Source organism: Roseobacter ponti, from assembly GCF_012932215.1.
Taxonomy (GTDB): Bacteria; Pseudomonadota; Alphaproteobacteria; order Rhodobacterales; family Rhodobacteraceae; genus Roseobacter; species Roseobacter ponti.
The window spans coordinates 149,600-175,439 of sequence record NZ_CP048788.1 but is presented as its reverse complement, the minus strand read 5'-3'; the positions used below and the strand labels follow the sequence as shown (position 1 = coordinate 175,439).

Sequence of the window (25,840 nt, the reverse complement as noted above, 5' to 3'; positions counted from 1 at the left end):
ACCCTTGTCAAAACGGAAAAACAAACCCATGAACCGCGCTTACATCCCCGGCATCATTGCCATGGCCGCCATCGTGGTGGCCTCCAATATCCTCGTGCAGTTCCTCTTCGGGAACTGGCTGACATGGGGGGCCTTCACCTATCCGCTGGCCTTTCTGGTCACTGACATTATGAACCGCGTCTATGGCGCGCAGGCCGCCCGGCGCGTTGTGCTCGCGGGCTTCGTCGTGGGCGTTATCTGCTCTCTCATCGGCACACAGATTACGGGCGAGTTCGGGCCTCTGGTGACCCTGCGCATCGCCGTCGGATCCGCTATCGCGTTTCTGACCGCGCAACTCCTTGATGTGGCGATCTTTTCCGCACTCCGGAACGGCGCCTGGTGGCGCGCGCCGCTGGCCTCTACCATCATCGGCAGCACGGTGGACACCGCCCTCTTTTTCACCATCGCCTTCTCCGCTGGCCTCACATTCCTCGAGCCGGGCAATGATGTGTCCTGGGCCGGCGAAGTCCTGCCCCTGCTGGGCGTGGGCCCGATGGCACCGCTCTGGGTGTCGCTCGCCGTGGCCGACTGGGGCGTGAAACTGGCGCTGGCGCTCATTGCCCTGATACCGTTCCGGGCTCTGACCGCGCGCCTTGCACCTGCATCCTGAGCACTCTGCCGGGTCTGCCTGCGAAATAATCAGACACCGTCGCCCCGATGGCGGATCTTTAAAAAAGTGCTTGGCGAATGCGATTTGCTGTGCGACGATTCAGGTGGTTTTAACAGATAGGTAAAGGAGGTGATCCAGTGTCAAGAACGGTATTGGAGAGAGGTGTCGGAACAGCTTTGGAGGTCGCCTGCTGAGGCAGCCCTTGGTGGGCAGAACCCCGAAGTGGACGGTCGTCTAACCGACCCCACCTCCGTAAACCATTCGATTGGGCCGCACGCATCCCGTGCGGCCCTTTTTCGTCTGCGTATTTCGTGGCAAAAGGCATCCCATGCTGAGGATCAACAAAGACATCGCCATTGAGGACTGGGAGCTGACGGAGAACTTCATCCGCTCCTCCGGGCCCGGTGGTCAGAATGTGAACAAGGTCTCCTCCGCCGTCGAACTCCGCTTCGAGGCCGCACGCTCGCCCAATCTGGCGCAACCGGTGAAAAACCGTCTGCGCCGCCTCGCCGGACGCCGCTGGACCACCGAAGGCGCGTTGGTGCTGCAATGCGACGAGACCCGCAGCCAGGCCCGCAACCGCGACATCGTGCGCGACCGCCTGGCCGATCTCATCCGCAAAGCCCTCGTACCACCCAAACGGCGCATCCCCACAAAGCCCACGTTAGGGTCGAAAAAACGCCGCCTGAAGGCGAAAAAGGCCCGCGGCGAGGTCAAAGCTCTGCGCGGCAATGTGCGCGACGGCGACGTCTGATCACAACACGGGCACACACCCCTGGCATCTCTGCACGAGGTGGCCCGATAATCAGCCTCCTGCCGGAAACATCATGCCGCCCCTAAAACGCATGAAGACTGATTCCCCGCCTGCCTTCGCCCTGATCACCACTCTCAGATGACGGTCCTGCGTTCAGCGCTCGGAAAAGAAACATTCCCGGTAAAACAGCAGTTTAAGCGTTTCTGAGGTACGTCCCTCAAAAAAATCATCGACATGAGGTACGCCCCTCAATTAGCCTCGGAGCAGTCAGCCACCGAATCGTCATCAAGCGGTCGGGCATGACACATAGGGAGGAATCACATGAAATTTTCGAAACTGACCACGGTCAGCGCACTCAGCCTCGCAGCCGCGGGCATGAGCAGTGCCGCTCAGGCCGAAGAACTCACATTGTGCTGGGCTGCATGGGATCCGGCCAACGCCCTCGTCGAGCTTTCCAAGGAGTTCGAAGCGGAATCCGGCCACACCATGAGCTTTGAATTTATCCCCTGGCCCAATTTCGCCGACCGCATGCTCAATGAGCTGAACTCAGGCGGCAAACTCTGCGATCTGCTCATCGGCGACAGCCAGTGGATCGGCGGCGGCGCGGAAAACGGCCACTACGTGAAACTCAACGATTTCTTTGACGCCGAAAGCATCTCCATGGGCGACTTCGCTGATGCGACGGTCTATGCCTATTCCACGTGGCCGAAGGGCACGCCGAACTACTACGCGCTGCCTGCCATGGGCGACGCCAACGGCTGGTTCTACCGCAAAGACTGGTTCGCGCGCGACGACATCAAAGCCGCCTTCAAAGAGGCCACTGGCCGTGATCTGGCAGAACCGACAACTCAGAAAGAGCTGCTCGAAACAGCACAGTTCTTCCAGGGTCGCGAGATTGACGGACAGACGGTGTACGGTGCCGCCATCTTCACAGAGCGTGGCTCTGAAGGCATCACAATGGGTGTCACTTCGGCGCTTTACCCCTGGGGGTTCAAGTACGAAAACACACCCGGCGAATACGACATGGAAGGTGCTGTAAACTCACCCGAAGCTGTGGAAGCGCTTGAATTCTATAAAGAGTTCTATGAAACAGCGACACCTCCGGGCTATACGAACAGCTATATGGGTGAGAGCCTCGATGCCTTCAAATCGGGCCAGGTGGCGATGGCGATGAACTGGTTCGCCTTCTTCCCCGGGCTCTATGCAGACCCCAACACCGGCGGCGAAAAGATCGACTTCTTCGTGAACCCGCCCCAGAACCAGGCGGGCTCCACGCTGGGCGGTCAGGGCATCTCGGTCGTTGCTTACTCCGATAAACAGGACGCAGCACTTGAGTATATCAAGTGGTTCGCCAACCCCGAGGTACAGCAGAAATGGTGGGATCTGGGCGGCTATTCCGCGCATAAAGCCGTGCTGGAAAGCCCTGAATTCGTGGACAGCGCACCATTTGCCGGTGACTTCCTCGAAGCCATGGGTGCGGTGCAGGATTTCTGGCAGGAGCCGGCCTATGCCGAACTGCTGCTGGCCATGCAGAAACGCGTCCATGACTATGTGGTCGCCGATCAGGGCACCGCACAGGAAGCGCTCGATAAGCTGATCGAGGACTGGACAGAAACCTTCGAAGACGAAGGCAAACTCTGAAAATCACTTCAGGGTGGGGCATGCGCCTCACCCTGGCTCTCTCCTGAACCGGCAAGGCGGCCCCCCGCCCTGCCACCGGAAAGCTGCGTTTAAATGTCCGACACTCCCATCACCCGCGCGGCCGAGGCCACGCCCCCCGTCATGGCCCGCAAGATCAAAGGCCTGAGCGACAGGGCCATCGCCTGGATCTTCGTGGCGCCCACGATTTTCCTGCTGCTGGCGATCAACATCTTTCCGCTGATCTGGACGATCAATCTCAGCTTCACCAACTTTCGCGCCAACCGCCTGAACCGCGAGGTCGAATACGTCGGCCTGCGCAATTACGAGCGCATCCTCACCGACACCGACATCTGGCTCAACATGCAGGCCACGGCACATTTTCTGTTCTGGACGATTTTCTTCCAGGTGCTGATCGGATTTACGCTCGCCTGGCTCATCAACCGCAAATTCAAAGGCAACGATCTGTGGACCACGATCATTGTGCTGCCGATGATGCTCAGCCCCGCGGTGGTCGGCAACTTCTGGAAATTCCTCTACCAGCCACAGATCGGCCTCTTCAATTACATCGTGGCCTTCTTCACCGGCAAGGATCCGTCGAGCTTTGAAATGCTGGGCTCCGTAGATCTCGCCCCCTGGTCGATCGTCATTGTGGACACCTGGATGTGGACGCCTTTCGTGATGCTGATCTGTCTTGCCGGGCTCCGCTCCATCCCGGACTACATATACGAAGCCGCCGAGATCGACCGCGCCTCAAAACTCAGACAGTTCTTCACCATCACCATCCCCATGGTGCTGCCCTTCCTGATGCTTGCGGTGCTTTTCCGCGGCATCGAGAATTTCAAGATGTTCGATCTGGTGGTGCAGCTCACCGGCGGCGGGCCCGGCTCGACGACCGAGCTCACCTCAATCAACCTCAAACGCGAGGCCTTCGAGAAATGGCGCACCGGCTATGCCTCAGCCTATGCGATCATCCTTTTTGTGACCGTCTTCGGCCTGGCCTCGATCTACGTCAAAGCCCTCAACAGGGTGAAGGAGCGCTGATCATGAAAATCACCATTCAGACAAGACAAGCAGCCTCCCCGCTTATCGCCCGCATTAGCCCGTCAGGGCCCGTCAACCTCAATGCCGCACCCGGACAAAAACCCCCGGTAGACGATGCGCAACAGACCACCGGACCGGAGACCACAGAATGAGCAGCTTCTCCGTCACCGAACCCAGCAAACGGTCTAAATGGTTTGCCGGTACACTGGTCATCACCTACGCGCTGATTACGATGATCCCGCTCGCCTGGATCATGCTCACCGGGTTCAAATCGCCCGCCGATGCCATCAGCTATCCGCCAAAGGTCTTTTTCGAGCCAACGCTTGAAGGCTACGTGAACCTCTTTACCACCCGCACGCGCCAGACCGATGAGTTCCTGGCCGCCAACCCGCCCGAGACCTGGTATGAAGACATCGTGCGGCAGTACGATATGGTCATCGCCGGCCCGTCGAAGTTTGGCGAACGGTTCCTCAACTCTGTCATCATCGGCTTCGGCTCGACCTTTCTCAGTATCTTTCTGGGCACGCTCGCGGCCTATGCCTTTTCCAGGTTCAAAATTCCGCTGGCGGATGATCTTCTGTTCTTCATCCTCAGTACGCGGATGATGCCCCCCATCGCGGTGGCCATCCCGATTTTCCTGATGTACCGCCAGCTCGGTCTGTCGGACACACACCTTGGCATGATCCTGCTTTATACCGCAGTGAACATCTCTCTCGCCGTCTGGCTTCTCAAAGGTTTCATCGACGAGATCCCACGCGAATACGAAGAAGCCGCCCTCATCGACGGCTACACAAGGTTCCAGGCTTTCTACAAAGTCGTGCTGCCCCAGGCCGCGACCGGCATCGCCTCCACCGCGATCTTCTGTCTGATCTTCGCCTGGAACGAATACGCTTTTGCGGTGCTGCTGACCTCCGGCACGGCACAGACAGCGCCGCCCTTCATCCCCACGATCATCGGCGTGGGCGGCCTCGACTGGCCCGCCGTAGCGGCAGGCGCGACCATCTTCCTGCTGCCGGTGATGATTTTCACCGTGGCACTGCGCAAACACCTGCTGCGCGGGATCACATTCGGGGCGGTCCGCAAATGATGCCCCCGAGCAGACATAACGTCCCGGTGCACCGCGCGGTGCACACCAGGTGCACGGGTTGTGCACGCAAATCACAGCCCTTTCAGGAGGTTTCAGCATGAGCAGTTTTCTCAATGGCCTGATGCGCCTCAAACGCGGCCCCTGGGAAATGCTGGCCACCATCATCATCGCGGTTGGCGTGGTCATGCTGATGCAGCCTTTCGTGATGTGGGCCTATACTTATTCCTTCATCACCACGCTCATCGGAACCGTGATGTTCATCGTCGTGAGCCACTTTCCGAAATGACCGCGTCACGCCCCCTCCCCCCCGGCATCGCGCCGGTCTTTGACGGCTACCCCGCGCCGGTCCGCGCCTGCCACATGCAGGTGCGCGACATGATCCTCACCCTGGCCTGCGATCTTGACGCGGGACCCATCGACGAGACCCTGAAATGGGGGCAGCCCGCCTACCTGAACACAAAGCGGAAAACAGGCACTACCCTGCGCCTCGGCTGGCCGCGCAAGACACCCGAGCGCGCCGGCGTTTATGTCCATTGCCAGACCTCTCTCGTGTCTGACTTCCGGGCACGCCAGGGCACTGGTTTCGACTTTGACGGGACGCGCGGCATTCTGCTGGAGACAGACAGACCCCTGCCCGAAGGCCCCCTTGCCGCCTTCCTTTCGCAGGCGCTCACCTATCACAGGAACACCAACACCCATGGCTGAGATCATTATCAAAAACGTGCGCAAGGAATTCGGCGATTTCACCGCCGTGAAGGAAAGCTCATTCACCATAGGGGACGGCGAGTTCTTTATGCTGCTCGGCCCCTCGGGTTGCGGGAAAACCACCACCCTGCGGATGATCGCGGGGCTTGAGCTGCCCACATCCGGAGAGATCTACCTCGACGGTGAAGAGATCAGCCAGAAGCCACCGTCCCAGCGCGATATCGCCTTCGTGTTCCAGATGTTCGCGCTCTATCCGCATATGAACGTCTATAAAAACCTCAGCTATCCGCTGATCAGCCAGGGCATGAAACGCGCCGCCGTCAAAGCCAAGATCGACGAGGTCGCGCGGATCCTTGGCATTGAAAACATTCTCAAAAAGCCGGTCGGCGGGCTTTCGGGCGGCGACCGCCAGCGGGTGGCCCTGGGCCGCGCCATCGTGCGCGACCCCAAGGCTTTCATGATGGACGAACCCCTTGGCGCGCTCGATGCGGAGTTCCGCGAGCACATGTCCGAAGAGCTCCGCGCCCTGCATGATCGCATGGGTGCGACGACTGTTTACGTGACCCACGACCAGCTCGAGGCCATGCAGATGGGCGACAAGATCGTGGTGATGAACAACGCCGTGGTTGAGCAGTTCGGCAAACCCCAGGACATCTATGACATGCCCGCCACAATGTTCGTCGCGGACTTCATCGGCTCACCCTCGATGAACTTTCTCAGCTTTGAGGGCCAGGTGGCTGAGGGCGCACAAAGCGTCGAGATGGATGGCCGAAAGCTGGGCGTTCCGCGCCAGATGCAGGGGGCGTCAGGCAGGCTCGTTTACGGTGTGCGGCCAGAGCATATCGAGCTCAGTGACAGCGGCGACTACCGCGGCGAAATCATCGCCACCGAATACCTCGGCACCACGCAGATCATCACGATGACGACACCCAACGGCGAGCTTAAAGCGCGTGTCCCCGCGGGGAAATCTGCCCGCGTTGGCGAGAAGATAGGCCTTGGGTTTGACGCTGCAACTGTGACGCTCTTTGAGGAAAACACCGGCCGCGCCCTGCGCTCGGAACTGAACGACGAGGTGCTTGCCCATGGCTGAGGTTATTCTGAAAGGCGTGTCAAAATCCTTTGGTGACACGGTTGGTGTCGCCGACATCGACATGACGATCCCGGACGGTGCATTTGTCGTGCTGCTGGGCCCCACGGGTGCTGGCAAAACCACCACGCTGCGGCTGATTTCGGGCCTGGAAACCCTCGACGCCGGAGAGATCAGCATCGGCGGCCGCGTCCTGCGCGAAGAGACACCGGCACAACGCGATGTGGCGATGGTGTTCCAGCAGTATTCGCTCTATCCGCACCTCACCGTGCGCGAAAATCTGGAATTCCCGCTGAAATCCCCGATCCTGAAAACCCCCAAAGACGAGATCACCCGCAAAGTGAACGAGGTGGCGAACGTCCTTCAGATCGCCCACAAACTCGACAACAAGGCCACGGCACTTTCCGGCGGCGAGATGCAGCGCGTGTCGATCGGTCGCGCGCTCGTCCGCGAGCCGCAGGTGTACCTCATGGACGAGCCCCTCTCGTCGCTCGATGCCAAGCTGCGCACAGACCTCAGGATCGAGCTGAAACGCATTCAGGCGAGCCTCGGGGCCACCATCCTTTACGTGACCCATGACCAGATCGAGGCAATGACCATGGCCACACATGTGGGCGTGTTGAACGAGGGACGACTTGTGCAGTTCGGCACCCCGCGCGACATCTACGAGAATCCTAATTCGGTTTATGTCGCCTCGCGCCTCGGACTGCCGAGGATCAATATCCTGCCCGGAGATCTTTTTGGCGCTGCGCCGCGCGGTGCCCACCGGATCGGACTGAGACCTGAGCACGTCACCCAGGGTGAAGGCCGCGAGGCCACGGTTGGCCGCGTCGAACGTCTTGGCGATCACACCCGCCTGCATCTGAACCTCGACGGGCACGACATCACGACGCTCGCCGATCCGCACGCCCGATACACGCCCGGCAATCAGGTGCGCATCGCACCACGCGATCCGCTGTGTTTCGACGCCGACGGCAACCGCATTTACTGAAGGGAGAGACAACCATGGCACAGTTCATCAATACCAAAGACGCCCTGGTCACCGACGCGATCGACGGAGTGCTCGCCGGCTCCGGCGGCGCGCTCTGCCGGCTCGACGGATACCCGCATATAAAGGTTGTCTGCCGCAGTGACTGGGATAAATCGCGCGTGGCACTGATATCGGGCGGCGGATCCGGGCACGAGCCCGCCCACGCAGGGTTCGTCGGAGAGGGCATGCTGACGGCGGCGGTCTGCGGCGAGGTCTTTGCCTCGCCGTCTGTCGATGCGGTCCTCGCGGGCATCCTCGCCGTCACCGGCGAGGCCGGTTGCCTCCTGATTGTCAAGAATTACACCGGAGACCGTCTCAATTTCGGCCTCGCCGCGGAGCGTGCGCGTGCGTATGGTTTAAAAGTTGCAATGGTCATCGTGGACGACGACATCGCGCTGCCTGACCTCCCTCAGGCACGCGGTGTCGCCGGCACCCTTTTCGTGCACAAAATCGCCGGCGCGCTGGCAGAGGACGGTGCAGACCTCGACACTGTTTCCGCCGCCGCCGAAGCGGTCGTGGCCGGTACGGCGTCCATCGGCATGTCGCTTGATACCTGCACCGTGCCCGGCTCTGCGCGCGAAGACCGGATTGCTGCCGGCATGGCCGAGCTTGGTCTTGGCATTCACGGCGAGGCCGGTGTGCAGCAGGTCGATTTCGAGAACGCCGAGAAAGCCATGGAAATGGTTCTGAGCAGGCTTGCCGGGCATATTGATGGAAATGAATGTGTGGCGCTGCTGAACAACCTCGGGGGCACCACACCGCTGGAAATGGCGGTGCTGACCCATGCGCTGGCGACCTCCACCCATGCCACCGGGATCAAAGCGTTGATCGGCCCCGCGCCGATGATGACCTCTCTAGATATGCACGGATTTTCGGTTTCCGTTCTGCCACTGGATGCCGCGACAGAGGTGGGTCTCGCGCGGGCCGTACCGCTGGCTGCCTGGCCTGGCATGAACACGCTGGGTGCGGGCAAGGTTAAGCCACTGCCCGACGGGCTCAGCCCGATCAAACCGATACCGTCAGAAAATCCGCGCATCCGCAGCCTGATCGAGCAATGCTGTGATCTGCTCATCGCCGCTGAAGATGATCTGAATAAGCTCGATGCAAAATCCGGCGACGGGGATACCGGCAGTACGCTCGCCACCGCCGCCCGGGCGCTCAGCGGGTCAATGGACCGCATGCCGCTGGCCGATCTGACGCAGCTTTTCCGTGCCGTTGGCAATGAGCTCAGCCAGACAATGGGCGGCTCCTCCGGTGTGATCCTCGCGATATTCTTCGGGGCCACCGGGGATGCCTGCGCCAACGGGCATCCGACCCATGAGGCGCTGCTGAAAGGTCTCGAACGGATCAGCGAAGTGGGCGGCGCTGCAACAGGTGACCGCACGATGATCGACGCACTGCATCCGGCGCTCACCGCGATGCCCGATGGCATTGATGCGGCGGCCGGAGCTGCCCGTACGGGTGCGGATGGTACGGCGAAGATGGGCCGCGCCAAAGCGGGGCGTGCCTCCTATGTGCCCGAGGAAAACCTGATCGGCCACAACGATCCGGGTGCGGAGGCGGTCGCGCGCCTTTTTGAGGGCCTCGCTGCCGCTATGAAAGGGTAATCCAGCACGCTCATGAAAGCCGGTCGCGCGCATAACCCGCTGAAACCTACGGTCAACGACATTGCGCGCGTGGCCGAGGTCAGCCTGGCAACCGTGGACCGGGTTCTGAACGAGCGCCCGGGCGTGCGCAAAATTACTGTCGAAAAGGTCAACAAGGCCATCGCCGATCTGGGCTATGTGCGCGACACTGCGGCGGCCAATCTGGCCCGCGGTCGGGTGTATCGCTTTCTCTTTATCCTGCCGGCCACCGACAATGAGTTTCTGTCGCTGCTGGAAAAACACATCGTCGGGCAGTCTTTCGGTCTCAGGCGGGATCGCACTCAGATTTCGCTGATCCGGGTACCGGCCTTTGATCCGATGGCGCTCTCGGAGGCGATCAACTCGGTCGATACAACCGGGCTGGACGGGGTTGCTGTATTTGGCCCGGAAACCCCCTCTGTGCGCGACAGCATCGGCAGGCTGCGGCGCGCGGGCGTGGCCGTGGTTTCGCTGGTCTCCGATATTCCCAGTTCGGACCGCAACACATATGTCGGCGTGGATAACATTGCGGCGGGGCGCACAGCGGGGCGGCTGATGGGGCGTTTTCTGTCGCCACGGGCCGGCAACGTGCTGGTACTCACCGGGTCGATGCTGGCCCGGGATCATCTGGAACGTCGTCTCGGGTTTGACGAAGTTATGTCGCGCGACTTTCCGCACCTCACTGTACTTGCCTCGCTGGAGGGCCGCGACGATCCCGACCTGATTGAACGCCTGCTGCCTGATGCTCTCGCGCGCACGCCCGACATCGTTGGCATATATTCCTCTGCGGCGGGCAACGCCGGTCTGATCCGCCACCTGCAGCAAAGCGCCCCCGATCCCGCGCCGGTCATCGTCGCACATGAACTCACGCCGCTCTCGCGTGCAGCGCTCGGATCGGGCACATTCGACGCCGTGATCAGCCAGGACGCAGGCCACCTCGTGCGTTCGGCGATCCGTATCATGCGGGCCGCCACGGACAACACCCCGATCGACACCGCACAGGAACGCATCCGCATCGATATTTATCTGAAAGACAACCTGCCGCCCTGACCCGGGCGCAGTTCAACGGGAGGAAACCACATGAAAACGATCAAAGGACCAGCGCTGTTTCTGGCGCAGTTCGCGGGCGACGACGCCCCCTTTAATTCCTGGGACGCGGTAACGAAATGGGCGGCTGGTTGCGGCTATAAGGGCGTGCAGGTACCCAGCTGGGACGCGCGGCTCTTCGATCTCGACAAGGCGGCGACGAGCAAGGATTACTGCGACACCTTTAAAGGCGAGGCGGCGGAAAACGGCATCGAGGTCACCGAGCTTTCCACCCACCTGCAGGGGCAGCTCGTCGCGGTGCACCCGGCCTATGATGCGGGCTTTGACGGCTTTGCCGACCCGTCGGTGCACGGCAATCCGAAAGCACGCCAGGAATGGGCCGTGAGCCAGGTCAAAAAAGCGATCAGTGCATCGGCCAACCTCGGGATCAGGGATCACGTGTCCTTCTCCGGCGCGCTCGCCTGGCCCTACCTCTACCCCTGGCCGCAACGGCCCGCAGGTCTGGTCGAGACGGCCTTTGATGAGCTCGCCAGACGCTGGCGGCCGCTCCTTGATCACGCCGAAGACAACGACGTGAATATCTGCTACGAAATCCACCCGGGCGAAGATCTGCACGACGGCGTGACCTTTGAGATGTTCCTTGAGCGCGTGGACAATCACAGCCGCTGTAACATGCTCTATGACCCGTCGCATTACGTGCTGCAGTGCATGGATTATCTCGACAATATCGACATCTACAAAGACCGGATCAAAATGTTCCACGTCAAGGATGCCGAGTTTAATCCGACCGGCAGGCAGGGTGTCTATGGCGGCTATCAGCCCTGGGTGGATCGCGCGGGCAGGTTCCGGAGTCTTGGCGACGGGCAGGTGGACTTTGCCGCCGTCTTCTCAAAGATGGCCGCGAATGATTTTGACGGCTGGGCTGTCGTGGAATGGGAATGCTGCCTCAAACACCCTGAGGACGGCGCACGCGAGGGTGCGCAGTTCGTCAGCGATCACATCATCCGGGTGACGGAACGGGCCTTTGACGACTTTGCGGACGGTGGCACGGATGAGGCCGCAAACCGCAGAATGCTGGGGATATAAGCCATGAGCAATCGCATACGCTTAGGTATGGTTGGCGGCGGCAACGATGCTTTCATCGGGGCCGTGCACCGCATCGCGTCGCGCATCGACGACCACTATGAACTCGTTGCCGGGGCCCTGTCGTCCACGCCGGAAAAATCACGCGCTTCAGGTCAGGCCCTCGGTCTGCCGGAGGACCGCATTTATGACGACTTCAAACAGATGGCGATCCGCGAGGCTCGACTGAAAAACGGGATCGAAGCCGTGGCCATCGTCACCCCCAACCACGTGCACTACGCCGCCGCGCGGGAGTTTCTCAAGCGTGGCATTCACGTGATCTGCGACAAGCCGCTGACCTCGACCCTGGCGGACGCCCGCAAACTGGTCAAAGCGGCGGAGAAATCTGACGCACTTTTTGTGCTGACGCACAATTACACCGGATACCCGATGGTACGCCAGGCGCGCGCGATGATTGCGGCGGGCGAGATCGGAAAAATCCGGGTTGTGCAGGTGGAGTATCCGCAGGACTGGCTGAGCGAAGAACAGGACTTCAAACAGGCCGCCTGGCGCACCGACCCGGAGCGTTCCGGCGCGGGCGGCTCAACCGGCGATATTGGCACACACGCCCATAACCTCGCCTGCTTCGTCACCGGGCTCACTGTGGAAAGCCTCGCAGCGGATCTGCAGGCTTTCGTTCCCGGTCGCCGCCTGGATGACAATGCGCATGTGATGCTGCGGTTTAATGGTGGCGCGCGCGGCATGCTCTGGTCCAGCCAGGTGGCCCCCGGCAATGAAAACGCGCTGCGTCTGCGGGTTTACGGCGAAAACGGGGGGCTGGAATGGGCGCAGGAGGATCCCAACAGGCTCTGGTTCACACCGCTGGGAGACTCCACACGGCTGATCACGCGCAATGGTGCCGGTGCCGGCGACGCCGCAGCCCGCATGAGCCGTATCCCGCCCGGCCATCCGGAAGGATATCTCGAAGGGTTCGCCAATATCTACTCCGAAGCAGCGCAGGCGATCATCGCGCGGCGCGACGGAGAAACGCCTGATCCGGATGTGGTCTATCCGACAATAGAGGATGGGCTGCGCGGTATGGAGTTTGTGGACGCCTGTGTGCGCTCTTCGGCGAAGAACGCCGCATGGATCAATCTCTGAGGACAGATATGCGTCGGTGCGGCCATCAACAGACTGTTTACGCAACCAGAGCCACCCCCGCGAAGAGACATATAACTCTCTGGAAAATATGGTAAATTCCCCGCAGACTCAGAAAAACTGTGGGGAGTTTTACTAAAATCGCCAAGGTTCCGGTAAGAAACTGACAGCTATATTCCGACACCATGGGCTCCTCAGGTACAGAGAGGTCCAATGTTCCAGAACAGTTCCGCCGACGAATTACTGGTTTTGTTTAACCAGTTCCACTTTCCGGTTTTTGCCGTCGAAAGACCGGCGCCCGGAGCGCCCTTCCGGGTTTTGTGCGTCAACAAGTCTTTTGGAACGGCGGCCGGCCCTGATGCGACAACAGCTGACGGGGTAAGCTGGGCAGATTTCACAGCGGATGGCGCGGATTCGGTCAGATCGCGGTGCAATACCTGCGCGGATGCCCGGGCCGGCGTGCGGTTCGAGCAGCTTCTGCCCACGCCGGACGGTCCGCGGTTCTGGGATGTGTCATTGCAGCATGTTCCGCTCCCCTGCAAAGGCGACCGCGTTATCGGAGTGGCTTTTGAGATCCGGGGCGATGCGCAGGCCGGGAAGAACCAGCGGATGCACGATGACATCCGCTTTTTCTCCAGCCTCGCGGATCTGCAGGTACAGAACCTTGTCTCCATGTTCGAAGCCGCGCAGCAGAGCGATCTCTTCTGCACCGACAATACCGGGCGGGTGGATCGTCTGATCGGGATGTGTCGCGGCGTGCAGCAGGCTGTCGGCGACATCCGTAAGGCCCTTGCAAGATGCGAAAATGCGCCCCGCAGCGGAGAACATGACGCCTGGCCGCAGAACTCCGCAGCCACAAACGGGAAAGCGCCGGGTACACTGCGCGCGATGTCCGGAACGGCGCATCAGAAAGACAAGAGCAGCAGATCAGCCTGATACGTTACGGAATATCATTACAACAGAAAAAACGGTAACGTTTTGATTGAACCGAATCGCGCGGCGGCCTAGTATTAAAGGCAACCGGAGGATCGAATGCAGGCATATATCTGTGACGCGCAGCGCACACCCGTCGGACGCTATGGCGGTGCTTTGTCTGCGGTGCGCGCCGATGATCTGGCCGCAGCACCGCTCCGGGCGCTGATTGCGCGTAACCCCGACCTTGACTGGGCGCGCCTCGATGATGTCGTGCTGGGCTGCGCCAACCAGGCCGGAGAAGACAACCGCAACGTGGCCCGTATGGCAGCACTTCTGGCAGGGCTGCCCGTCGATGTTCCGGGGATCACGCTGAACCGGCTCTGCGCGTCGGGCCTTGATGCAGTCGGCACAGTCTCGCGCGCCATCCGCGCGGGCGACATGGACCTTGGCATCGCCGGCGGCGTTGAAAGCATGAGCCGCGCGCCTTTCGTCATGCCGAAATCCGACAGCGCCTTTTCCCGGGCTGCTGCACTCTACGACACGACAATCGGCTGGCGTTTTGTGAACCCTGTGATGAAACGGGAATACGGCACCCATTCGATGCCCGAAACGGCGGATAATGTAGCCGAAGACTACGGCATCAGCCGTTCGGATCAGGACGCTTTTGCCGCGCGCAGTCAGGAACGCTATGCCGCAGCGCACAATGCAGGTGTCTTCGCCGAAGAGATCTGTCCGGTGGTGATCCCGCAGCGCCGGGGCGATCCGGTGACGGTGTCCGAAGACGAACATCCTCGCCCGGAGACAAGCCCTGAAAAGCTCAGCAAACTGCGCGGCATCAACGGCCCGGACCTCACGGTGACGGCGGGCAATGCGTCAGGCGTCAACGATGGTGCTGCCGCAATGCTGATCGCAGGGGATACCGCGATAAAAGAACACGGGCTGACTCCAATGGCACGGATCGTCGGCATGACCGCAGCGGGCGTGGAACCGCGCGTGATGGGGATCGGTCCGGTGCCGGCCTGCGAAAAGCTGCTGGCGCGCACCGGGCTCAGCATCGGGCAGATGGATGTGATCGAGCTCAACGAAGCCTTTGCGGCACAGGGGCTCGCAACACTGCGCGCCCTTGGGGTGCCCGACGATGCACCGCATGTGAATGCACAGGGCGGCGCAATTGCACTGGGCCATCCGCTCGGCATGTCAGGCGCGCGGCTCGCGATAACGGCAGCATATCAGCTGCGGCGGACCGGTGGTCGCTATGCGCTCTGCACCATGTGCGTGGGCGTTGGCCAGGGCGTGGCACTTATTCTGGAGAGGGTGTGAGAAATGTATGCGCAGATGATCAGATCGACCGGCAGCAGGGTGAAGACACTGGAAGAAATGGATCCGCAGGAGCGCGCCTTTCAGGAGCGCATTGACGCCGGCGGCAAGATCGAGCCGCGCGACTGGATGCCCGAAGGCTACCGCAGGACGCTGATCCGGCAGATCGGGCAGCACGCGCATTCTGAGATCGTGGGCCAGCTGCCCGAAGGCAACTGGATCACCCGTGCGCCGACGCTGGAGCGCAAAGCCATTCTGCTGGCCAAAGTGCAGGACGAAGCGGGCCACGGGCTCTATCTTTATTGCGCTGCGGAAACGCTTGGCGTCAGCCGCGATGAACTGACCCGCGACCTGCTCTGCGGTAAAATGAAATACAGCTCAATCTTTAATTATCCGACCCTGACATGGGCGGATATGGGGGCTGTAGGCTGGCTCGTCGACGGTGCCGCGATCATGAACCAGGTGCCGCTGCAGCGCACGTCTTACGGACCTTACGCGCGCGCCATGGTGCGGATCTGCAAAGAGGAATCCTTTCACCAGCGCCAGGGCTTTGACGTCATGATGAAGATGGCCAACGGCACGAAAGAACAGCGCGCCATGGCGCAGGACGCACTGGACCGCTTCTGGTATCCGTCGCTGATGATGTTCGGCCCGTCCGATGAAAACTCGGTGCATTCCGCCCAGAACATGGCGTGGAAAATCAAGATGAACAGCAATGACGAACTGCGTCAGAAGTTCGTCGACCAGACAGTGCCCCAGGCGGATTTCCTGGGTCTGACGGTCCCCGACGAACACCTGAAATGGAACGAAGACCGCGGCCACTACGACTTTTCCGAACCTGACTGGGATGAGTTTTTCGAAGTGCTCGCCGGCAACGGCCCCTGTTCAGCCGACCGGATGGAGGCGCGCAACAAAGCCTGGGACGACGGCGCATGGGTGCGCGAGGGTCTGATGGCCCATGCGGAGAAGAAAAAATCCCGCGCTTTGGCGGCGGAGTAGCAAAATGCAGAACGAATGGCCCCTCTGGGAGGTTTTCATCCGTGGCCAGCATGGCCTCAGCCACCGGCACGTCGGATCACTGCACGCCGCAGATGCCGAAGGCGCGATCAAAAACGCCCGTGACGTCTATACCCGCCGCAATGAAGGCGTGAGCATATGGGTCGTCGAGGCCCGCCAGATCGCGGCTTCATCACCCGGCGACAAAGGCCCGTTTTATGAGCCCGCGAATGACAAAGTGTACCGGCACCCCGGCTTTTTCGACATCCCCGATGATGCAGGTGCGATGTGAGCGACCCGCTCTTTGAATTCCTTTGCCGCATGGGCGACAACACGCTGGTGCTGGGACACCGGGTGTCGGAGTGGTGCGGCGTGGCACCCGTGCTCGAAGAGGACATCGCCCTTGCCAATACAGCGCTTGATCTGATCGGGCAGACGACCCTCTGGCTGAACCTCGCCGGCGAGGTCGAAGGCGCAGGCCGGGATGCAGATGCGCTCGCGTTTCGCCGGGACGTGAAGGACTTCCGCAACCTGCTGCTGGTCGAACAACCCAACGGCGATTTTGGCCGGACGATCATGCGGCAGTTTCTTTTTGATGCCTGGCACCAGGCCTGCCTTTCAGCGCTGTGCGAAAGTGAGCATGAAGGCATTGCGGCCATCGCTGAGAAGTCGCTCAAGGAGGTCACGTATCATCTGGAGCGTGCCTCTGACACCGTCATCGGCCTTGGCGACGGCTCTGATGAAAGCCACGCCCGGATGCAGGCCGCCCTTGACCGGCTCTGGCCCTACACTGGCGAAATGTTCACCAGCGATGACGTGGACCAGGCAATGGCCAGCGCCGGCATTGCACCAGACCCTGCCAGCCTGCGCCCCGTATTTGATGAACGGGTAACGGCCGTGATGACAAGAGCGACCCTGACCCTGCCGGAAAGCGATTTCGCCCATAAGGGCGGCAAAACCGGCAAGCGTCATTCGGAACATCTGGGACACCTTCTGACGCAGATGCAATGGCTGCAACGCGCCTATCCGGATGCGACATGGTAGTGGAAAAGCCCTCAACAGAGACGGTTTACGACTGGCTGAGGGCGGTGCCTGATCCGGAAATCCCGGTGCTCAGCCTCGTTGATCTGGGCGTGATCCGCGATGTGGTCTGGCAGGGTGAAACACTGGAGATTATCGTGACGCCGACCTATTCCGGTTGCCCGGCGACGCGTATTATCAACCTTGATATCGAAACAGCGCTGCGCGACCAGGGTATCGAGAAGCTGCACCTGAAAACGCAGCTTTCGCCCGCCTGGACAACTGCCTGGATCACCGAATACGGGCGGCGACAGCTCGAAGACTATGGCATTGCACCACCCCAGCCTGCCGGTGGCCCGGCACGGTGTCCGCAATGCCACTCAGAAAACCTTGAGCGGATCAGCCAGTTCGGGTCCACGCCCTGCAAGGCACAGTGGCGATGCCGCGCCTGCCTTGAGCCCTTTGATTATTTCAAGTGTATCTGACATGGCCAGGTTTCATCCTCTCACCGTCACCGGCATTCATCGCACCATCCGCGATGCCGTTGTGCTGACCCTGCACCCTCAGGACCCCGGGGCTTTTGCCTTCACACCGGGTCAGTATCTGACCTTCCGCCAGGATTTTGCGGGCACAGAACTCCGACGTAACTATTCCATCTGCGCAGGCTCACAGGAGGGCGTGCTCCAGGTGGGCATAAAACGCGTGGACGGCGGGGCCTTTTCCACCTTTGCCAACGCGGATCTCACTGTCGGTGACACCCTGCATGCCATGTCCCCTCAGGGACGGTTTTTCCCCGGAACAGAGCCTGATCAGACGCGCAATTACCTCGGGTTTGCCGGCGGGTCAGGGATCACACCGGTGCTGTCGATCCTGAAATCAGTGCTGGACGAGGAGCCGCGGTCGACCTTCACGCTGGTCTATGCCAACCGTGCGGTAAACACGATCATGTTTCGCGAAGAGCTTGAAGACCTGAAAAACCGCTATATGCAGCGGCTCCGGGTTATCCACGTGCTGGAATCCGGTCAGGACATCGGGCTCTTTTCCGGCCGTGTCGATGCAGAGAAATGTGCGGGCCTTTTCGCACAGTGGATCCACATCGACGACATGGATATGGCACTGATCTGCGGGCCGGAGCCGATGATGATCACCATTGCAGACAGTCTGAAATCGCATGGAATGGACCCCGACAAAATCCGCTTTGAGCTCTTTACCGAGAGCCAGCAGGGGCGTCTTGCCCGCGCGGCCCTGGCCGAACGCGCGGCATCCGCGCCCGGCACCGAAGCACATATCACCGTCGAAGGCATCACCCGCAGTTTCACCATGCCCAGGGACCAGTCAGTGCTGCAGGCCGCTCTGGACAATGCGCTCGATGCGCCCTTTGCCTGCCGCGCCGGCGTCTGTTCAACCTGCAAGGCTCGCGTGCTGGAAGGCGAATACCAGATGCTCAGCAACCATGCGCTTGAGGATTACGAGGTCGAACAGGGCATGGTCCTGACCTGCCAGTGCTACCCGCTGAGCGATACGATCACCGTAGAATACGACACCCATTAAGGAGGCGTGATGCCCGACACCAGCGCCCTGACCGCCGTCCACAGTTTTGCTGCCGGTCGCTGGATCCCGCCCGGTAGCGGCGCGCGCGTCATCCACAGTGCTGTAACCGGTGAGCCCCTTTACAGCGCGGGCAGCGATGCACCCGATGCAGCGGCAATGCTGGGCTGGGCCACCGATAAGGGCGGTCCGGCGCTGCGCGCCATGACGTTCCATGATCGTGCCCGCATGGTGAAAGCCCTCGCGCTCTGGCTGAAAGAGCACCGGCAAGTGCTCTGTAATCTCAGCTTTGACACCGGTGCCACACAGAAAGATCACCTGATCGACGTGGACGGCGGCATCGGCACCATGCTGGTATTTGCGTCTAAGGGCCGCCGCGAAATGCCCGCCGGGCAGGTTTATATCGACGGGGCTGCCGAACAGATCAGCCGCACAGGCACTTTCATGGGTCAGCATATCGCGATGCCGCTGCAGGGCGTGGCAGTGCAGATCAACGCGTTCAACTTTCCGGTCTGGGGCATGCTGGAAAAGCTGGCGCCTGCGCTCATCGCCGGTGTGCCGTCAATTGTGAAACCGGCAACAGCCACCTCATACGTGACCGAGGCCTGCGTCCGTCTGATCCTGCAAAGCGGGCTTCTGCCCGAGGGGACCGTGCAGCTGATCACCGGCGGGACCGGTAATTTACTTGATCATCTCGGCGGACAGGATGTGGTGAGTTTCACCGGATCGGCCGAAACTGCGCTCAAACTGCGCAGTAATCCCCGACTTCTCGCCGGTGCGACGCGTTTCACCGCAGAACAGGACAGCCTGAACGCCTCTGTGCTTGGAACAGACGCTGGCCCCGGCACGCAGGAATTTGACCTTTTCGTCAAAGAGGTTCACCGCGAAATGACCGTAAAGGCCGGCCAGAAATGCACCGCCATTCGCCGCGTGATGGTCCCGGAACGCCATGTGGACGCTGTGATATCCGCATTGTCCGGGCGTCTGGCCGAGACCACCGTCGGCGATCCGCGGCTGGATACAACCGACATGGGCGCGCTCGTCTCTCAGGAGAAGAAAAACGACGTTCTCGAAAAATGCACGCAGCTCAGCAAAGAGGCTGAGCGTGTCTTTGGCGATCCGGACAGCTTCTCTGTTATGGGGGAAAACACCCGAAACGGTGCCTTTCTGCCGCCCATGCTTTTTCACTGTGCGGCCCCGGATGATGCTGTACATCTGCACAATACCGAAGCCTTTGGCCCGGTGGCCACAGTCATGGGATACCGCGATACGGACCATGCCGCGCGACTGCTGAACCGGGGCAAGGGCTCGCTCGTGGCCTCGGTGTTCACGGGCGACCCGGAGGTGGCGCGCGAGATCACTCTGGCCTCTGCGTCCTTTCATGGCCGGCTTTATTTCAACAACCGCACATCGATGACAGAAGCCACCGGACACGGCGCGCCGCTGCCGCATATGATCCACGGCGGCCCGGGGCGGGCGGGCGGCGGCGAAGAGCTTGGCGGGGTGCGCGGCGTCCTGCATTACATGCAACGCACCGCGATCCAGGGCAGCCCGGATATCATCTCGGGCATCACCGGCCAGTGGATGCCTGGCACCACGCAAGACCGTAGCAAACCGCATCCTTTCACGCGCTCCTTTGGCGATCTGGTACCCGGCGATACACTGACCGCCGGCCCGCGCCGGATCACCACCGATGATATCGAAACCTTTGCGCATTTCACCGGCGATACGTTTTACGCACATATGGATGAAGAGGCCGCTGCAGCCAATCCGTTTTTCCCCGGCAGGGTCGCCCACGGGTATCTGCTGCTGAGCTTTGCCGCCGGCATGTTTGTTCAGCCCGATCCCGGGCCGGTGCTGGCCAATACCGGGCTCGACAATCTGCGCTTCATGACCCCGGTAATCCCCGGTGATGTGATAACCGTGACGCTGACGGTCAAAGCGAAAACGCCACGCACCGAGGACTACGGCGAGGTGCGCTGGCATGTGAAACTGACCAACGGGGAAGACGCCACCGTTGCCGAATATGACCTGCTGACGATGAATGCAGTCTGAAACCTTTACCACCCACGCACGCGCACTGACCGGCCCCGGCGGCCAGCGTGTCTGGTCGCTCATCGTCTCTGTCTTCGGTGATCTGGCGCAGGAAAAAGGGGCCACTATTCCCGGCCCGGCTCTCTCTAAAATTATGGCCGCGATGGATGTGCGCCCGGAAGCCACGCGTGTTGCCCTGCACCGGCTGCGCCGCGACGGCTGGATCACATCGCGCAAGACAGGACGGACAAGCCTCCACAGCCTGACAGCGCACGGCCGAAGCGAAACCGTCGCCGCGAGCGCGCGGATCTACGCATCACCGGACAGCATACCTCGGGAGTGGCAGATCATCCTGGCGCCTGAGGATACCAGCGAAACCGCTCTGCGCGCCATGGGCTATACACCGTTGATGGCGGGCGTCCTGATCGCTGCAAGGGGGGCGCTCGTTCCGGCAGATGCGGCTCTGTTGCAGGGCGAAACACTGCCTGACCGGCTCCGCCATGCTGTCGCCCCGGCTCCGCTATGTGCGGAGTATGCGGCTCTTTTTGAAACACTCAGGCGTGTCAGATCCGACCTGCCTGAATTGATACAACTGCCGCCGGTGCAACGGGCGGTGCTGCGGTGCCTCATTGTTCATAACTGGCGGCGTCTGGTGCTCAAACACTCCGATCTGCCGGAAGCGGTTTTTCCGCAAGGCTGGCGCGGGCACGAGTGCCACAGACTGGTGTTTGATCTGCTGCAGGCTCTTCCCCGCCCGAACGGCACAGACACCTGGAGCTGAGACCCGAATCCCGTGCTTTCACAGACCTTCGGGGCGCGCTATAGGAGGCACATGACACATACAGTTTACAGACATGATCTGCCCGACGACCTTGACCTTGGTCCGGTTGTCGCCATCGACTGCGAAACAATGGGCCTGCACCCGCATCGCGACAGACTCTGCGTTGTGCAGCTTTCGGGTGGTGACGGCAACGCGCATCTGGTCCAGATCAGCAAAGGCCAGACCGAGGCCCCGAACCTCTGCCGTCTGCTGGAAGATGAGACCGTGCTCAAGCTCTTTCACTTCGGGCGGTTCGATATCGCCGCGATGCTGAACACCTTCGGCGCTGCCGCCAGCCCGGTCTGGTGCACGAAGATCGCCAGCCGTCTGGTGCGCACCTACACCGATCGGCATGGTCTGGCGAAACTGCTGCAGGAACTGCTCAACATCGACATCAGCAAACAACAGCAGTCCAGTGACTGGGGTGCCGCAACCCTGACCGAGGCGCAGATCGAATACGCCGCCTCCGACGTGTTGTATCTGCACCAGCTGCGCGACGCGCTGACCGCCATGCTGGAGCGAGAGGGACGTATGGAGATGGCGCAGGCCTGTTTTGACTTCCTGCCCGTGCGTGCGCGGCTCGATCTCGAAGGCTGGCCCGAGACGGACATCTTCGCGCACGCATGAAAACGCCGTTTATCGATACCGCCCGCGAGGTGATCCGTGCAGAGGCCGCGGCGCTGACCACGCTGGCAGACACGCTGGACGGGCGTTTTCGTGACGCCATCGACCTGTTGCTGAACAGTCGTGGCCGCGTGATCGTGACCGGCATCGGTAAATCGGGCCACATCGCGCGCAAGATCGCGGCGACCCTGGCCAGCACCGGCACGCCGGCACAGTTCGTACACCCCGCTGAGGCCAGCCACGGAGATCTGGGCATGATAACATCGGCGGATGTGGTGCTGGCGATATCGAATTCGGGTGAGGCCCCGGAACTGGCCAATCTGATCGCCTATTCGCGCCGCTTTGACATTCCGCTGCTCGGCATCACGAAAAACCCGGGCAGCAGTCTCGGGCGACAATGCGATGTCATCATCGAGCTGCCCTCGCTGGGCGAGGCCTGCGGTACAGGCGTCGTGCCCTCGATCTCGACCACAATGACTCTGGCGGTCGGAGACGCACTGGCCATCGCGCTGATGAAGCACCGCGATTTCACACCGGAAAACTTTCGTGATTTCCATCCGGGCGGCAAACTGGGCGCACAACTCAGCCGCGTGGGTGATCTGATGCACACCGGTGACGCCATTCCGATGGTGCGCGAGGAAACCCCGATGCCGGATGCCCTGCGCGTCATCGGACAGAAAGGCTTTGGCGTTGTGGCCGTCACCGATGCGGACGGCGAGCTGCGGGGTATCATCACGAATGGTGACATCGGGCGCCATCTCGACAGGCTGACCGGTGCCACGGCGCGCGAGATCATGACCCGCTCGCCGGTGACCATCGCCCCCGGCGCGCTGGCGGAAAAGGCCGTCAGCCTGATGAACGACCGCGAGATCACCTGCCTGCTGGTGGTGGATCCCGAAACCAGCGGGCGGGTAAGCGGTCTCATTCATATCCATGACTGCCTGCGCGCAGGGCTGGGGTGACGGGTCATGCAGGTGGACAGCTATTCACGCACCGTCGCCTGGCTCAAAGTTGCCCTGCCGCTGATGGCACTGGCGCTTCTGTCGACCCTTTTTCTGCTCTCTCGGGCGATTGATCCGACCGCGTCGATTCCCTTTGCCGACCCTGAAGTGCGCGACCGCCTGGCAAACCAGCAACTGACCGGACCCTATTTTTCGGGCACCACCGCCAACGGTGATCAGATATCACTGATTGCCGAAACCGTCACCTCGCCGCAGGACGTGGTGGGCGAAACCCGCGCCCTCGATGTGTTTGTGCGCATGGAGCTGGCCAGCGGCACAGGCGTCAATGTGAAGGCCGACAACGCTTCCGTCGATCTGCAGCGCGACCGGTCGGCGCTGGCCGGCAATGTGGTGCTGACCACCACACAGGGCTGGCAGGTCCGCAGCCAGCTGCTGAATGCGAGGCTGACGTCGCTTGAGCTTTTGTCCCCCGGAACAGTTTTTGCTCTGACCCCGGGCGGAGAGCTCACCGCAGGAAAAATGCGAATGTTCTCTCCCGGTGCCGGAGAGGCCGCCCAAATGGTTTTCACAAACGGTGTGAAGCTGGTATATCAACCCAAACAGGTGGAAGAATAACGACGTGAAGCTGTTCAGAGTTTTCGGATTTCCCGCCCTGGCAGCGGTTTTTGCAACCAGCCTCTGGGCACAGGGTGCGCAGGTGGCATTCGGAAGCCTGCAGTCGTCTTCTGATCTTCCCGTCGAGGTCGCTGCCGAGAACCTCTCGGTCGATCAGTCCACCGGCACCGCAGTTTTCACCGATAATGTCGTCATTTCCCAGGGCGAGATGCGCCTTTCTGCCGCGCGTGTGCTGGTAGTGTACCGCGAGGACACAAGCGGGATCGCCCGCCTCGAAGCCTCGGGCGGGGTGACACTTGTCTCGGGCGCGGATGCGGCGGAATCCGAGAAGGCTGACTATGATATCGACAACGGCACCATCGTCATGACGGGTAATGTGCTGCTGGTGCAGGGCCCGTCGACCCTGTCTTCCGACCGCATGACCGTCGAACTCAACGCCGGTACAGCGCGGATGGAAGGCAAAGTCCGCACCGTCCTGCAGACCGGCGAGAGATAATGACGCGACCCGACCTGACAGTTTCCGAAGGATCGCCCGGGCTGCGGATTGAGCATCTGCGGAAATCTTATCGCAAGAAGGTCGTGATCCGGGATTTCTCAATGTATCTCGACCGGGGTGAGGTCACCGCCCTGCTGGGCCCGAACGGCTCCGGCAAGACCACAACGTTTTATGCCATCGCCGGTCTGGTCACGCCCGAAGGCGGCACCGTGACGATTGACGGACAGGATGTGACAGGATTTCCGATGTACCGGCGCGCCCAGCTTGGAATCGGGTATCTGCCGCAGGAGATGAGCATCTTTCGCGGCCTGTCGGTTCAGGACAACATCGCCGCCATCCTCGACATCACTGAAAAGCACCGGCACAAACGCCGTGAACGCCTTGAAGAACTGCTGTCGGAGTTCTCCATCGAACACCTGCGGCGTGCGCCGGCTCTGGCCCTCTCCGGCGGGGAACGACGACGGGTTGAAATCGCGCGCTGCCTTGCCGCGAACCCCAAATACCTGCTGCTTGATGAGCCCTTCGCCGGGGTCGACCCGATCTCGGTGGGTGACATCCGCCATCTCGTGGCTGACCTCAAGAAACGCGGCATCGGTGTGCTGATTACAGACCATAACGTGCGTGAAACGCTGGAAATTGTGGACCGCGCTTATATCCTGCACGAAGGCCAGGTACTGATGTCCGGAACCCCCGAGGAAGTCGTAAGCAACGAAAACGTGCGCCGTGTCTATCTGGGTGATAACTTCCGGATCTCCTGACCCAACCGTCAGTTCGTTAACGATTTTTTCTGCTCCGCAGATCCTGTTTTGTTTGACTCTGATGCCGGTTATCTGGCTCAATATAACCATGGCGTTCTTAAGTTTCCGTCTTTTTGCACCCGAGCCTGCCCGCCAGGGACAAAAGACACTAAACCCCGCGCCATATTCCGGAATGTCTGCTGAAACAGAACCTGACCCGTCAGGGCCGGTGCTGAGCAGGGGCGTTCGTCATTTGAAGGAGAGACTATGCGGTACCAGATCAGCGGCAAACAAATCGATATCGGTGAAGCGCTTCAGACCCACGTCAAAGAAGAACTGGGCGAGGCCGTCAAAAAATATGCCGAACGTCCCACGGAAGCTGTCGTTGTTTTTTCCAAATCCGGTCACGAATTTGTCTGTGAAGCCACCGTACACCTGTCCACCGGGCTGACAGCTCAGGCCAAAGCCCACCAGAATGAGATCTACTCGGCGTTCGACGCCTGTTGCGAAAAGATGGAAAAGCAGCTGCGCCGATACAAGCGGAGGTTGAAAGATCATCATAAAGATCGGGCAGAACCAGTTGAAATCTTCGGAGCTTCCTCATATATCCTCGCCTCAGACTCCGACTCAGAGGAGTCAAACGAACCTGAAACGTTGCAGCCCATGATCGTGGCGGAGATGGAGACAAAAATTCCTTCTCTTTCTGTGGGAGAGGCCGTAATGCAGATGGAACTGGCGGGCGCACCGGTACTGGTGTTCCGCAACGAGGGAAAGCAGGGAGTAAATGTCGTATATCGCCGCGACGACGGCAATATCGGCTGGATAGATCCTGAATAGACACACGGGCGACAGATCGCCTCAGGAACAGTA

Annotated in this window: 29 protein-coding genes; all 29 read left to right on the top strand. The window is 60.8% G+C overall.

Translation table 11 applies throughout. From position 1 onward, the window contains the following. Positions 1–28 precede the first annotated feature (28 nt). The 29 genes from G3256_RS00850 to hpf all read left to right on the top strand — a co-directional run bounded on the left by G3256_RS00850 (position 29) and on the right by hpf (position 25,807). A complete protein-coding gene (locus G3256_RS00850; protein WP_169639039.1) occupies positions 29–649 on the top strand; it encodes a queuosine precursor transporter in 621 nt (206 codons plus the stop codon). 328 nt (positions 650–977) lie between these two features. After that, positions 978–1,403, top strand: a complete 426-nt coding sequence (gene arfB / locus G3256_RS00845; protein WP_169639038.1) for an alternative ribosome rescue aminoacyl-tRNA hydrolase ArfB — start codon at positions 978–980, stop codon at positions 1,401–1,403. 321 nt (positions 1,404–1,724) lie between these two features. Further along, positions 1,725–3,044, top strand: coding sequence for an ABC transporter substrate-binding protein (locus G3256_RS00840; RefSeq protein ID WP_169639037.1), 1,320 nt, complete (start codon positions 1,725–1,727; stop codon positions 3,042–3,044). A gap of 93 nt (positions 3,045–3,137) precedes the next feature. Next, positions 3,138–4,085, top strand: coding sequence for a carbohydrate ABC transporter permease (locus G3256_RS00835; protein WP_169639036.1), 948 nt, complete (start codon positions 3,138–3,140; stop codon positions 4,083–4,085). A gap of 2 nt (positions 4,086–4,087) precedes the next feature. Continuing rightward, positions 4,088–4,237, top strand: a complete 150-nt coding sequence (locus G3256_RS00830) for a hypothetical protein (RefSeq protein ID WP_169639035.1) — start codon at positions 4,088–4,090, stop codon at positions 4,235–4,237. Continuing rightward, positions 4,234–5,172, top strand: coding sequence for a carbohydrate ABC transporter permease (locus G3256_RS00825; RefSeq protein ID WP_169639034.1), 939 nt, complete (start codon positions 4,234–4,236; stop codon positions 5,170–5,172). The genes G3256_RS00830 and G3256_RS00825 overlap by 4 nt, the downstream gene beginning before the upstream one ends. 97 nt (positions 5,173–5,269) lie before the next feature. Next, complete coding sequence (locus tag G3256_RS00820) at positions 5,270–5,458, top strand: hypothetical protein (RefSeq protein ID WP_169639033.1); 189 nt, start codon at positions 5,270–5,272, stop codon at positions 5,456–5,458. Beyond that, positions 5,455–5,877, top strand: a complete 423-nt coding sequence (locus G3256_RS00815) for a DUF1801 domain-containing protein (RefSeq protein ID WP_169639032.1) — start codon at positions 5,455–5,457, stop codon at positions 5,875–5,877. Before G3256_RS00820 ends, G3256_RS00815 begins: the two co-directional genes overlap by 4 nt. Then, positions 5,870–6,967 (top strand): ABC transporter ATP-binding protein, encoded by a 1,098-nt coding sequence (locus G3256_RS00810; RefSeq protein WP_169639031.1) that lies wholly within the window; start codon positions 5,870–5,872, stop codon positions 6,965–6,967. The genes G3256_RS00815 and G3256_RS00810 overlap by 8 nt, the downstream gene beginning before the upstream one ends. Then, entirely contained in the window at positions 6,960–7,955 is a 996-nt protein-coding gene (locus G3256_RS00805) for an ABC transporter ATP-binding protein (protein ID WP_169639030.1), read from the top strand. Before G3256_RS00810 ends, G3256_RS00805 begins: the two co-directional genes overlap by 8 nt. Before the next feature lie 14 nt (positions 7,956–7,969). Then, the gene (locus G3256_RS00800; protein WP_169639029.1) at positions 7,970–9,601 is read left to right on the top strand and encodes a dihydroxyacetone kinase subunit DhaK; all 1,632 of its coding nucleotides are present in this window, start codon (positions 7,970–7,972) and stop codon (positions 9,599–9,601) included. Positions 9,602–9,613: 12 nt separating this feature from the next. Beyond that, positions 9,614–10,669, top strand: a complete 1,056-nt coding sequence (locus tag G3256_RS00795) for a LacI family DNA-binding transcriptional regulator (RefSeq protein WP_206040775.1) — start codon at positions 9,614–9,616, stop codon at positions 10,667–10,669. 30 nt (positions 10,670–10,699) lie between these two features. Next, positions 10,700–11,752, top strand: a complete 1,053-nt coding sequence (locus tag G3256_RS00790; RefSeq protein WP_169639028.1) for a sugar phosphate isomerase/epimerase family protein — start codon at positions 10,700–10,702, stop codon at positions 11,750–11,752. Positions 11,753–11,755: 3 nt separating this feature from the next. Further along, positions 11,756–12,889, top strand: a complete 1,134-nt coding sequence (locus G3256_RS00785) for a Gfo/Idh/MocA family protein (RefSeq protein ID WP_169639027.1) — start codon at positions 11,756–11,758, stop codon at positions 12,887–12,889. 210 nt (positions 12,890–13,099) lie between these two features. After that, entirely contained in the window at positions 13,100–13,822 is a 723-nt protein-coding gene (locus G3256_RS00780; protein WP_169639026.1) for a PAS domain-containing protein, read from the top strand. A 96-nt stretch (positions 13,823–13,918) separates the two neighbouring features. Continuing rightward, on the top strand, positions 13,919–15,121 hold the full coding sequence (gene pcaF / locus G3256_RS00775) for a 3-oxoadipyl-CoA thiolase (RefSeq protein WP_169639025.1): 1,203 nt from the start codon (positions 13,919–13,921) through the stop codon (positions 15,119–15,121). 3 nt (positions 15,122–15,124) lie between these two features. Continuing rightward, entirely contained in the window at positions 15,125–16,117 is a 993-nt protein-coding gene (paaA, locus tag G3256_RS00770) for a 1,2-phenylacetyl-CoA epoxidase subunit PaaA (protein WP_169639024.1), read from the top strand. Between the two features lie 4 nt (positions 16,118–16,121). Beyond that, positions 16,122–16,406 (top strand): 1,2-phenylacetyl-CoA epoxidase subunit PaaB, encoded by a 285-nt coding sequence (gene paaB / locus G3256_RS00765; protein ID WP_169639023.1) that lies wholly within the window; start codon positions 16,122–16,124, stop codon positions 16,404–16,406. Between the two features lie 29 nt (positions 16,407–16,435). Further along, positions 16,436–17,158: a 1,2-phenylacetyl-CoA epoxidase subunit PaaC gene (gene paaC / locus G3256_RS00760; protein ID WP_169642267.1), complete on the top strand. Its 723-nt coding sequence runs from the start codon at positions 16,436–16,438 to the stop codon at positions 17,156–17,158. After that, positions 17,152–17,619 carry a 1,2-phenylacetyl-CoA epoxidase subunit PaaD gene (gene paaD, locus G3256_RS00755; protein ID WP_169639022.1) on the top strand — a complete coding sequence of 156 codons (468 nt, stop codon included), beginning with the start codon at positions 17,152–17,154 and terminating at the stop codon, positions 17,617–17,619. Before paaC ends, paaD begins: the two co-directional genes overlap by 7 nt. Before the next feature lies 1 nt (position 17,620). Continuing rightward, positions 17,621–18,685, top strand: a complete 1,065-nt coding sequence (locus tag G3256_RS00750; protein ID WP_169639021.1) for a 2Fe-2S iron-sulfur cluster-binding protein — start codon at positions 17,621–17,623, stop codon at positions 18,683–18,685. A gap of 9 nt (positions 18,686–18,694) precedes the next feature. Next, positions 18,695–20,737, top strand: coding sequence for a phenylacetic acid degradation bifunctional protein PaaZ (paaZ, locus tag G3256_RS00745; RefSeq protein ID WP_169639020.1), 2,043 nt, complete (start codon positions 18,695–18,697; stop codon positions 20,735–20,737). After that, positions 20,727–21,497, top strand: a complete 771-nt coding sequence (locus tag G3256_RS00740) for a PaaX family transcriptional regulator C-terminal domain-containing protein (protein ID WP_169639019.1) — start codon at positions 20,727–20,729, stop codon at positions 21,495–21,497. Before paaZ ends, G3256_RS00740 begins: the two co-directional genes overlap by 11 nt. Positions 21,498–21,548: 51 nt before the next feature. Beyond that, positions 21,549–22,163, top strand: coding sequence for a ribonuclease D (locus tag G3256_RS00735; RefSeq protein ID WP_169639018.1), 615 nt, complete (start codon positions 21,549–21,551; stop codon positions 22,161–22,163). Then, positions 22,160–23,122, top strand: a complete 963-nt coding sequence (locus tag G3256_RS00730; RefSeq protein WP_169639017.1) for a KpsF/GutQ family sugar-phosphate isomerase — start codon at positions 22,160–22,162, stop codon at positions 23,120–23,122. The genes G3256_RS00735 and G3256_RS00730 overlap by 4 nt, the downstream gene beginning before the upstream one ends. Before the next feature lie 6 nt (positions 23,123–23,128). Beyond that, positions 23,129–23,737 (top strand): hypothetical protein, encoded by a 609-nt coding sequence (locus tag G3256_RS00725; protein WP_169639016.1) that lies wholly within the window; start codon positions 23,129–23,131, stop codon positions 23,735–23,737. A gap of 4 nt (positions 23,738–23,741) precedes the next feature. After that, on the top strand, positions 23,742–24,233 hold the full coding sequence (locus G3256_RS00720) for an LptA/OstA family protein (protein ID WP_169639015.1): 492 nt from the start codon (positions 23,742–23,744) through the stop codon (positions 24,231–24,233). Continuing rightward, a complete protein-coding gene (gene lptB, locus G3256_RS00715; RefSeq protein ID WP_169639014.1) occupies positions 24,233–24,991 on the top strand; it encodes an LPS export ABC transporter ATP-binding protein in 759 nt (252 codons plus the stop codon). Before G3256_RS00720 ends, lptB begins: the two co-directional genes overlap by 1 nt. 246 nt (positions 24,992–25,237) lie before the next feature. Continuing rightward, the gene (gene hpf, locus G3256_RS00710; protein ID WP_169639013.1) at positions 25,238–25,807 is read left to right on the top strand and encodes a ribosome hibernation-promoting factor, HPF/YfiA family; all 570 of its coding nucleotides are present in this window, start codon (positions 25,238–25,240) and stop codon (positions 25,805–25,807) included. Positions 25,808–25,840: the final 33 nt, after the last annotated feature.

What these genes read in the sequence shown, in the direction of transcription:
- G3256_RS00850 (WP_169639039.1), top strand. Translation starts at nt 29, where the DNA reads ATGAACCGCGCTTACATCCCCGGCATCATTGCCATGGCCGCCATCGTG.
- arfB (WP_169639038.1), top strand. Translation starts at nt 978, where the DNA reads ATGCTGAGGATCAACAAAGACATCGCCATTGAGGACTGGGAGCTGACG.
- G3256_RS00840 (WP_169639037.1), top strand. Translation starts at nt 1,725, where the DNA reads ATGAAATTTTCGAAACTGACCACGGTCAGCGCACTCAGCCTCGCAGCC.
- G3256_RS00835 (WP_169639036.1), top strand. Translation starts at nt 3,138, where the DNA reads ATGTCCGACACTCCCATCACCCGCGCGGCCGAGGCCACGCCCCCCGTC.
- G3256_RS00830 (WP_169639035.1), top strand. Translation starts at nt 4,088, where the DNA reads ATGAAAATCACCATTCAGACAAGACAAGCAGCCTCCCCGCTTATCGCC.
- G3256_RS00825 (WP_169639034.1), top strand. Translation starts at nt 4,234, where the DNA reads ATGAGCAGCTTCTCCGTCACCGAACCCAGCAAACGGTCTAAATGGTTT.
- G3256_RS00820 (WP_169639033.1), top strand. Translation starts at nt 5,270, where the DNA reads ATGAGCAGTTTTCTCAATGGCCTGATGCGCCTCAAACGCGGCCCCTGG.
- G3256_RS00815 (WP_169639032.1), top strand. Translation starts at nt 5,455, where the DNA reads ATGACCGCGTCACGCCCCCTCCCCCCCGGCATCGCGCCGGTCTTTGAC.
- G3256_RS00810 (WP_169639031.1), top strand. Translation starts at nt 5,870, where the DNA reads ATGGCTGAGATCATTATCAAAAACGTGCGCAAGGAATTCGGCGATTTC.
- G3256_RS00805 (WP_169639030.1), top strand. Translation starts at nt 6,960, where the DNA reads ATGGCTGAGGTTATTCTGAAAGGCGTGTCAAAATCCTTTGGTGACACG.
- G3256_RS00800 (WP_169639029.1), top strand. Translation starts at nt 7,970, where the DNA reads ATGGCACAGTTCATCAATACCAAAGACGCCCTGGTCACCGACGCGATC.
- G3256_RS00795 (WP_206040775.1), top strand. Translation starts at nt 9,614, where the DNA reads ATGAAAGCCGGTCGCGCGCATAACCCGCTGAAACCTACGGTCAACGAC.
- G3256_RS00790 (WP_169639028.1), top strand. Translation starts at nt 10,700, where the DNA reads ATGAAAACGATCAAAGGACCAGCGCTGTTTCTGGCGCAGTTCGCGGGC.
- G3256_RS00785 (WP_169639027.1), top strand. Translation starts at nt 11,756, where the DNA reads ATGAGCAATCGCATACGCTTAGGTATGGTTGGCGGCGGCAACGATGCT.
- G3256_RS00780 (WP_169639026.1), top strand. Translation starts at nt 13,100, where the DNA reads ATGTTCCAGAACAGTTCCGCCGACGAATTACTGGTTTTGTTTAACCAG.
- pcaF (WP_169639025.1), top strand. Translation starts at nt 13,919, where the DNA reads ATGCAGGCATATATCTGTGACGCGCAGCGCACACCCGTCGGACGCTAT.
- paaA (WP_169639024.1), top strand. Translation starts at nt 15,125, where the DNA reads ATGTATGCGCAGATGATCAGATCGACCGGCAGCAGGGTGAAGACACTG.
- paaB (WP_169639023.1), top strand. Translation starts at nt 16,122, where the DNA reads ATGCAGAACGAATGGCCCCTCTGGGAGGTTTTCATCCGTGGCCAGCAT.
- paaC (WP_169642267.1), top strand. Translation starts at nt 16,436, where the DNA reads ATGGGCGACAACACGCTGGTGCTGGGACACCGGGTGTCGGAGTGGTGC.
- paaD (WP_169639022.1), top strand. Translation starts at nt 17,152, where the DNA reads ATGGTAGTGGAAAAGCCCTCAACAGAGACGGTTTACGACTGGCTGAGG.
- G3256_RS00750 (WP_169639021.1), top strand. Translation starts at nt 17,621, where the DNA reads ATGGCCAGGTTTCATCCTCTCACCGTCACCGGCATTCATCGCACCATC.
- paaZ (WP_169639020.1), top strand. Translation starts at nt 18,695, where the DNA reads ATGCCCGACACCAGCGCCCTGACCGCCGTCCACAGTTTTGCTGCCGGT.
- G3256_RS00740 (WP_169639019.1), top strand. Translation starts at nt 20,727, where the DNA reads ATGCAGTCTGAAACCTTTACCACCCACGCACGCGCACTGACCGGCCCC.
- G3256_RS00735 (WP_169639018.1), top strand. Translation starts at nt 21,549, where the DNA reads ATGACACATACAGTTTACAGACATGATCTGCCCGACGACCTTGACCTT.
- G3256_RS00730 (WP_169639017.1), top strand. Translation starts at nt 22,160, where the DNA reads ATGAAAACGCCGTTTATCGATACCGCCCGCGAGGTGATCCGTGCAGAG.
- G3256_RS00725 (WP_169639016.1), top strand. Translation starts at nt 23,129, where the DNA reads ATGCAGGTGGACAGCTATTCACGCACCGTCGCCTGGCTCAAAGTTGCC.
- lptB (WP_169639014.1), top strand. Translation starts at nt 24,233, where the DNA reads ATGACGCGACCCGACCTGACAGTTTCCGAAGGATCGCCCGGGCTGCGG.
- hpf (WP_169639013.1), top strand. Translation starts at nt 25,238, where the DNA reads ATGCGGTACCAGATCAGCGGCAAACAAATCGATATCGGTGAAGCGCTT.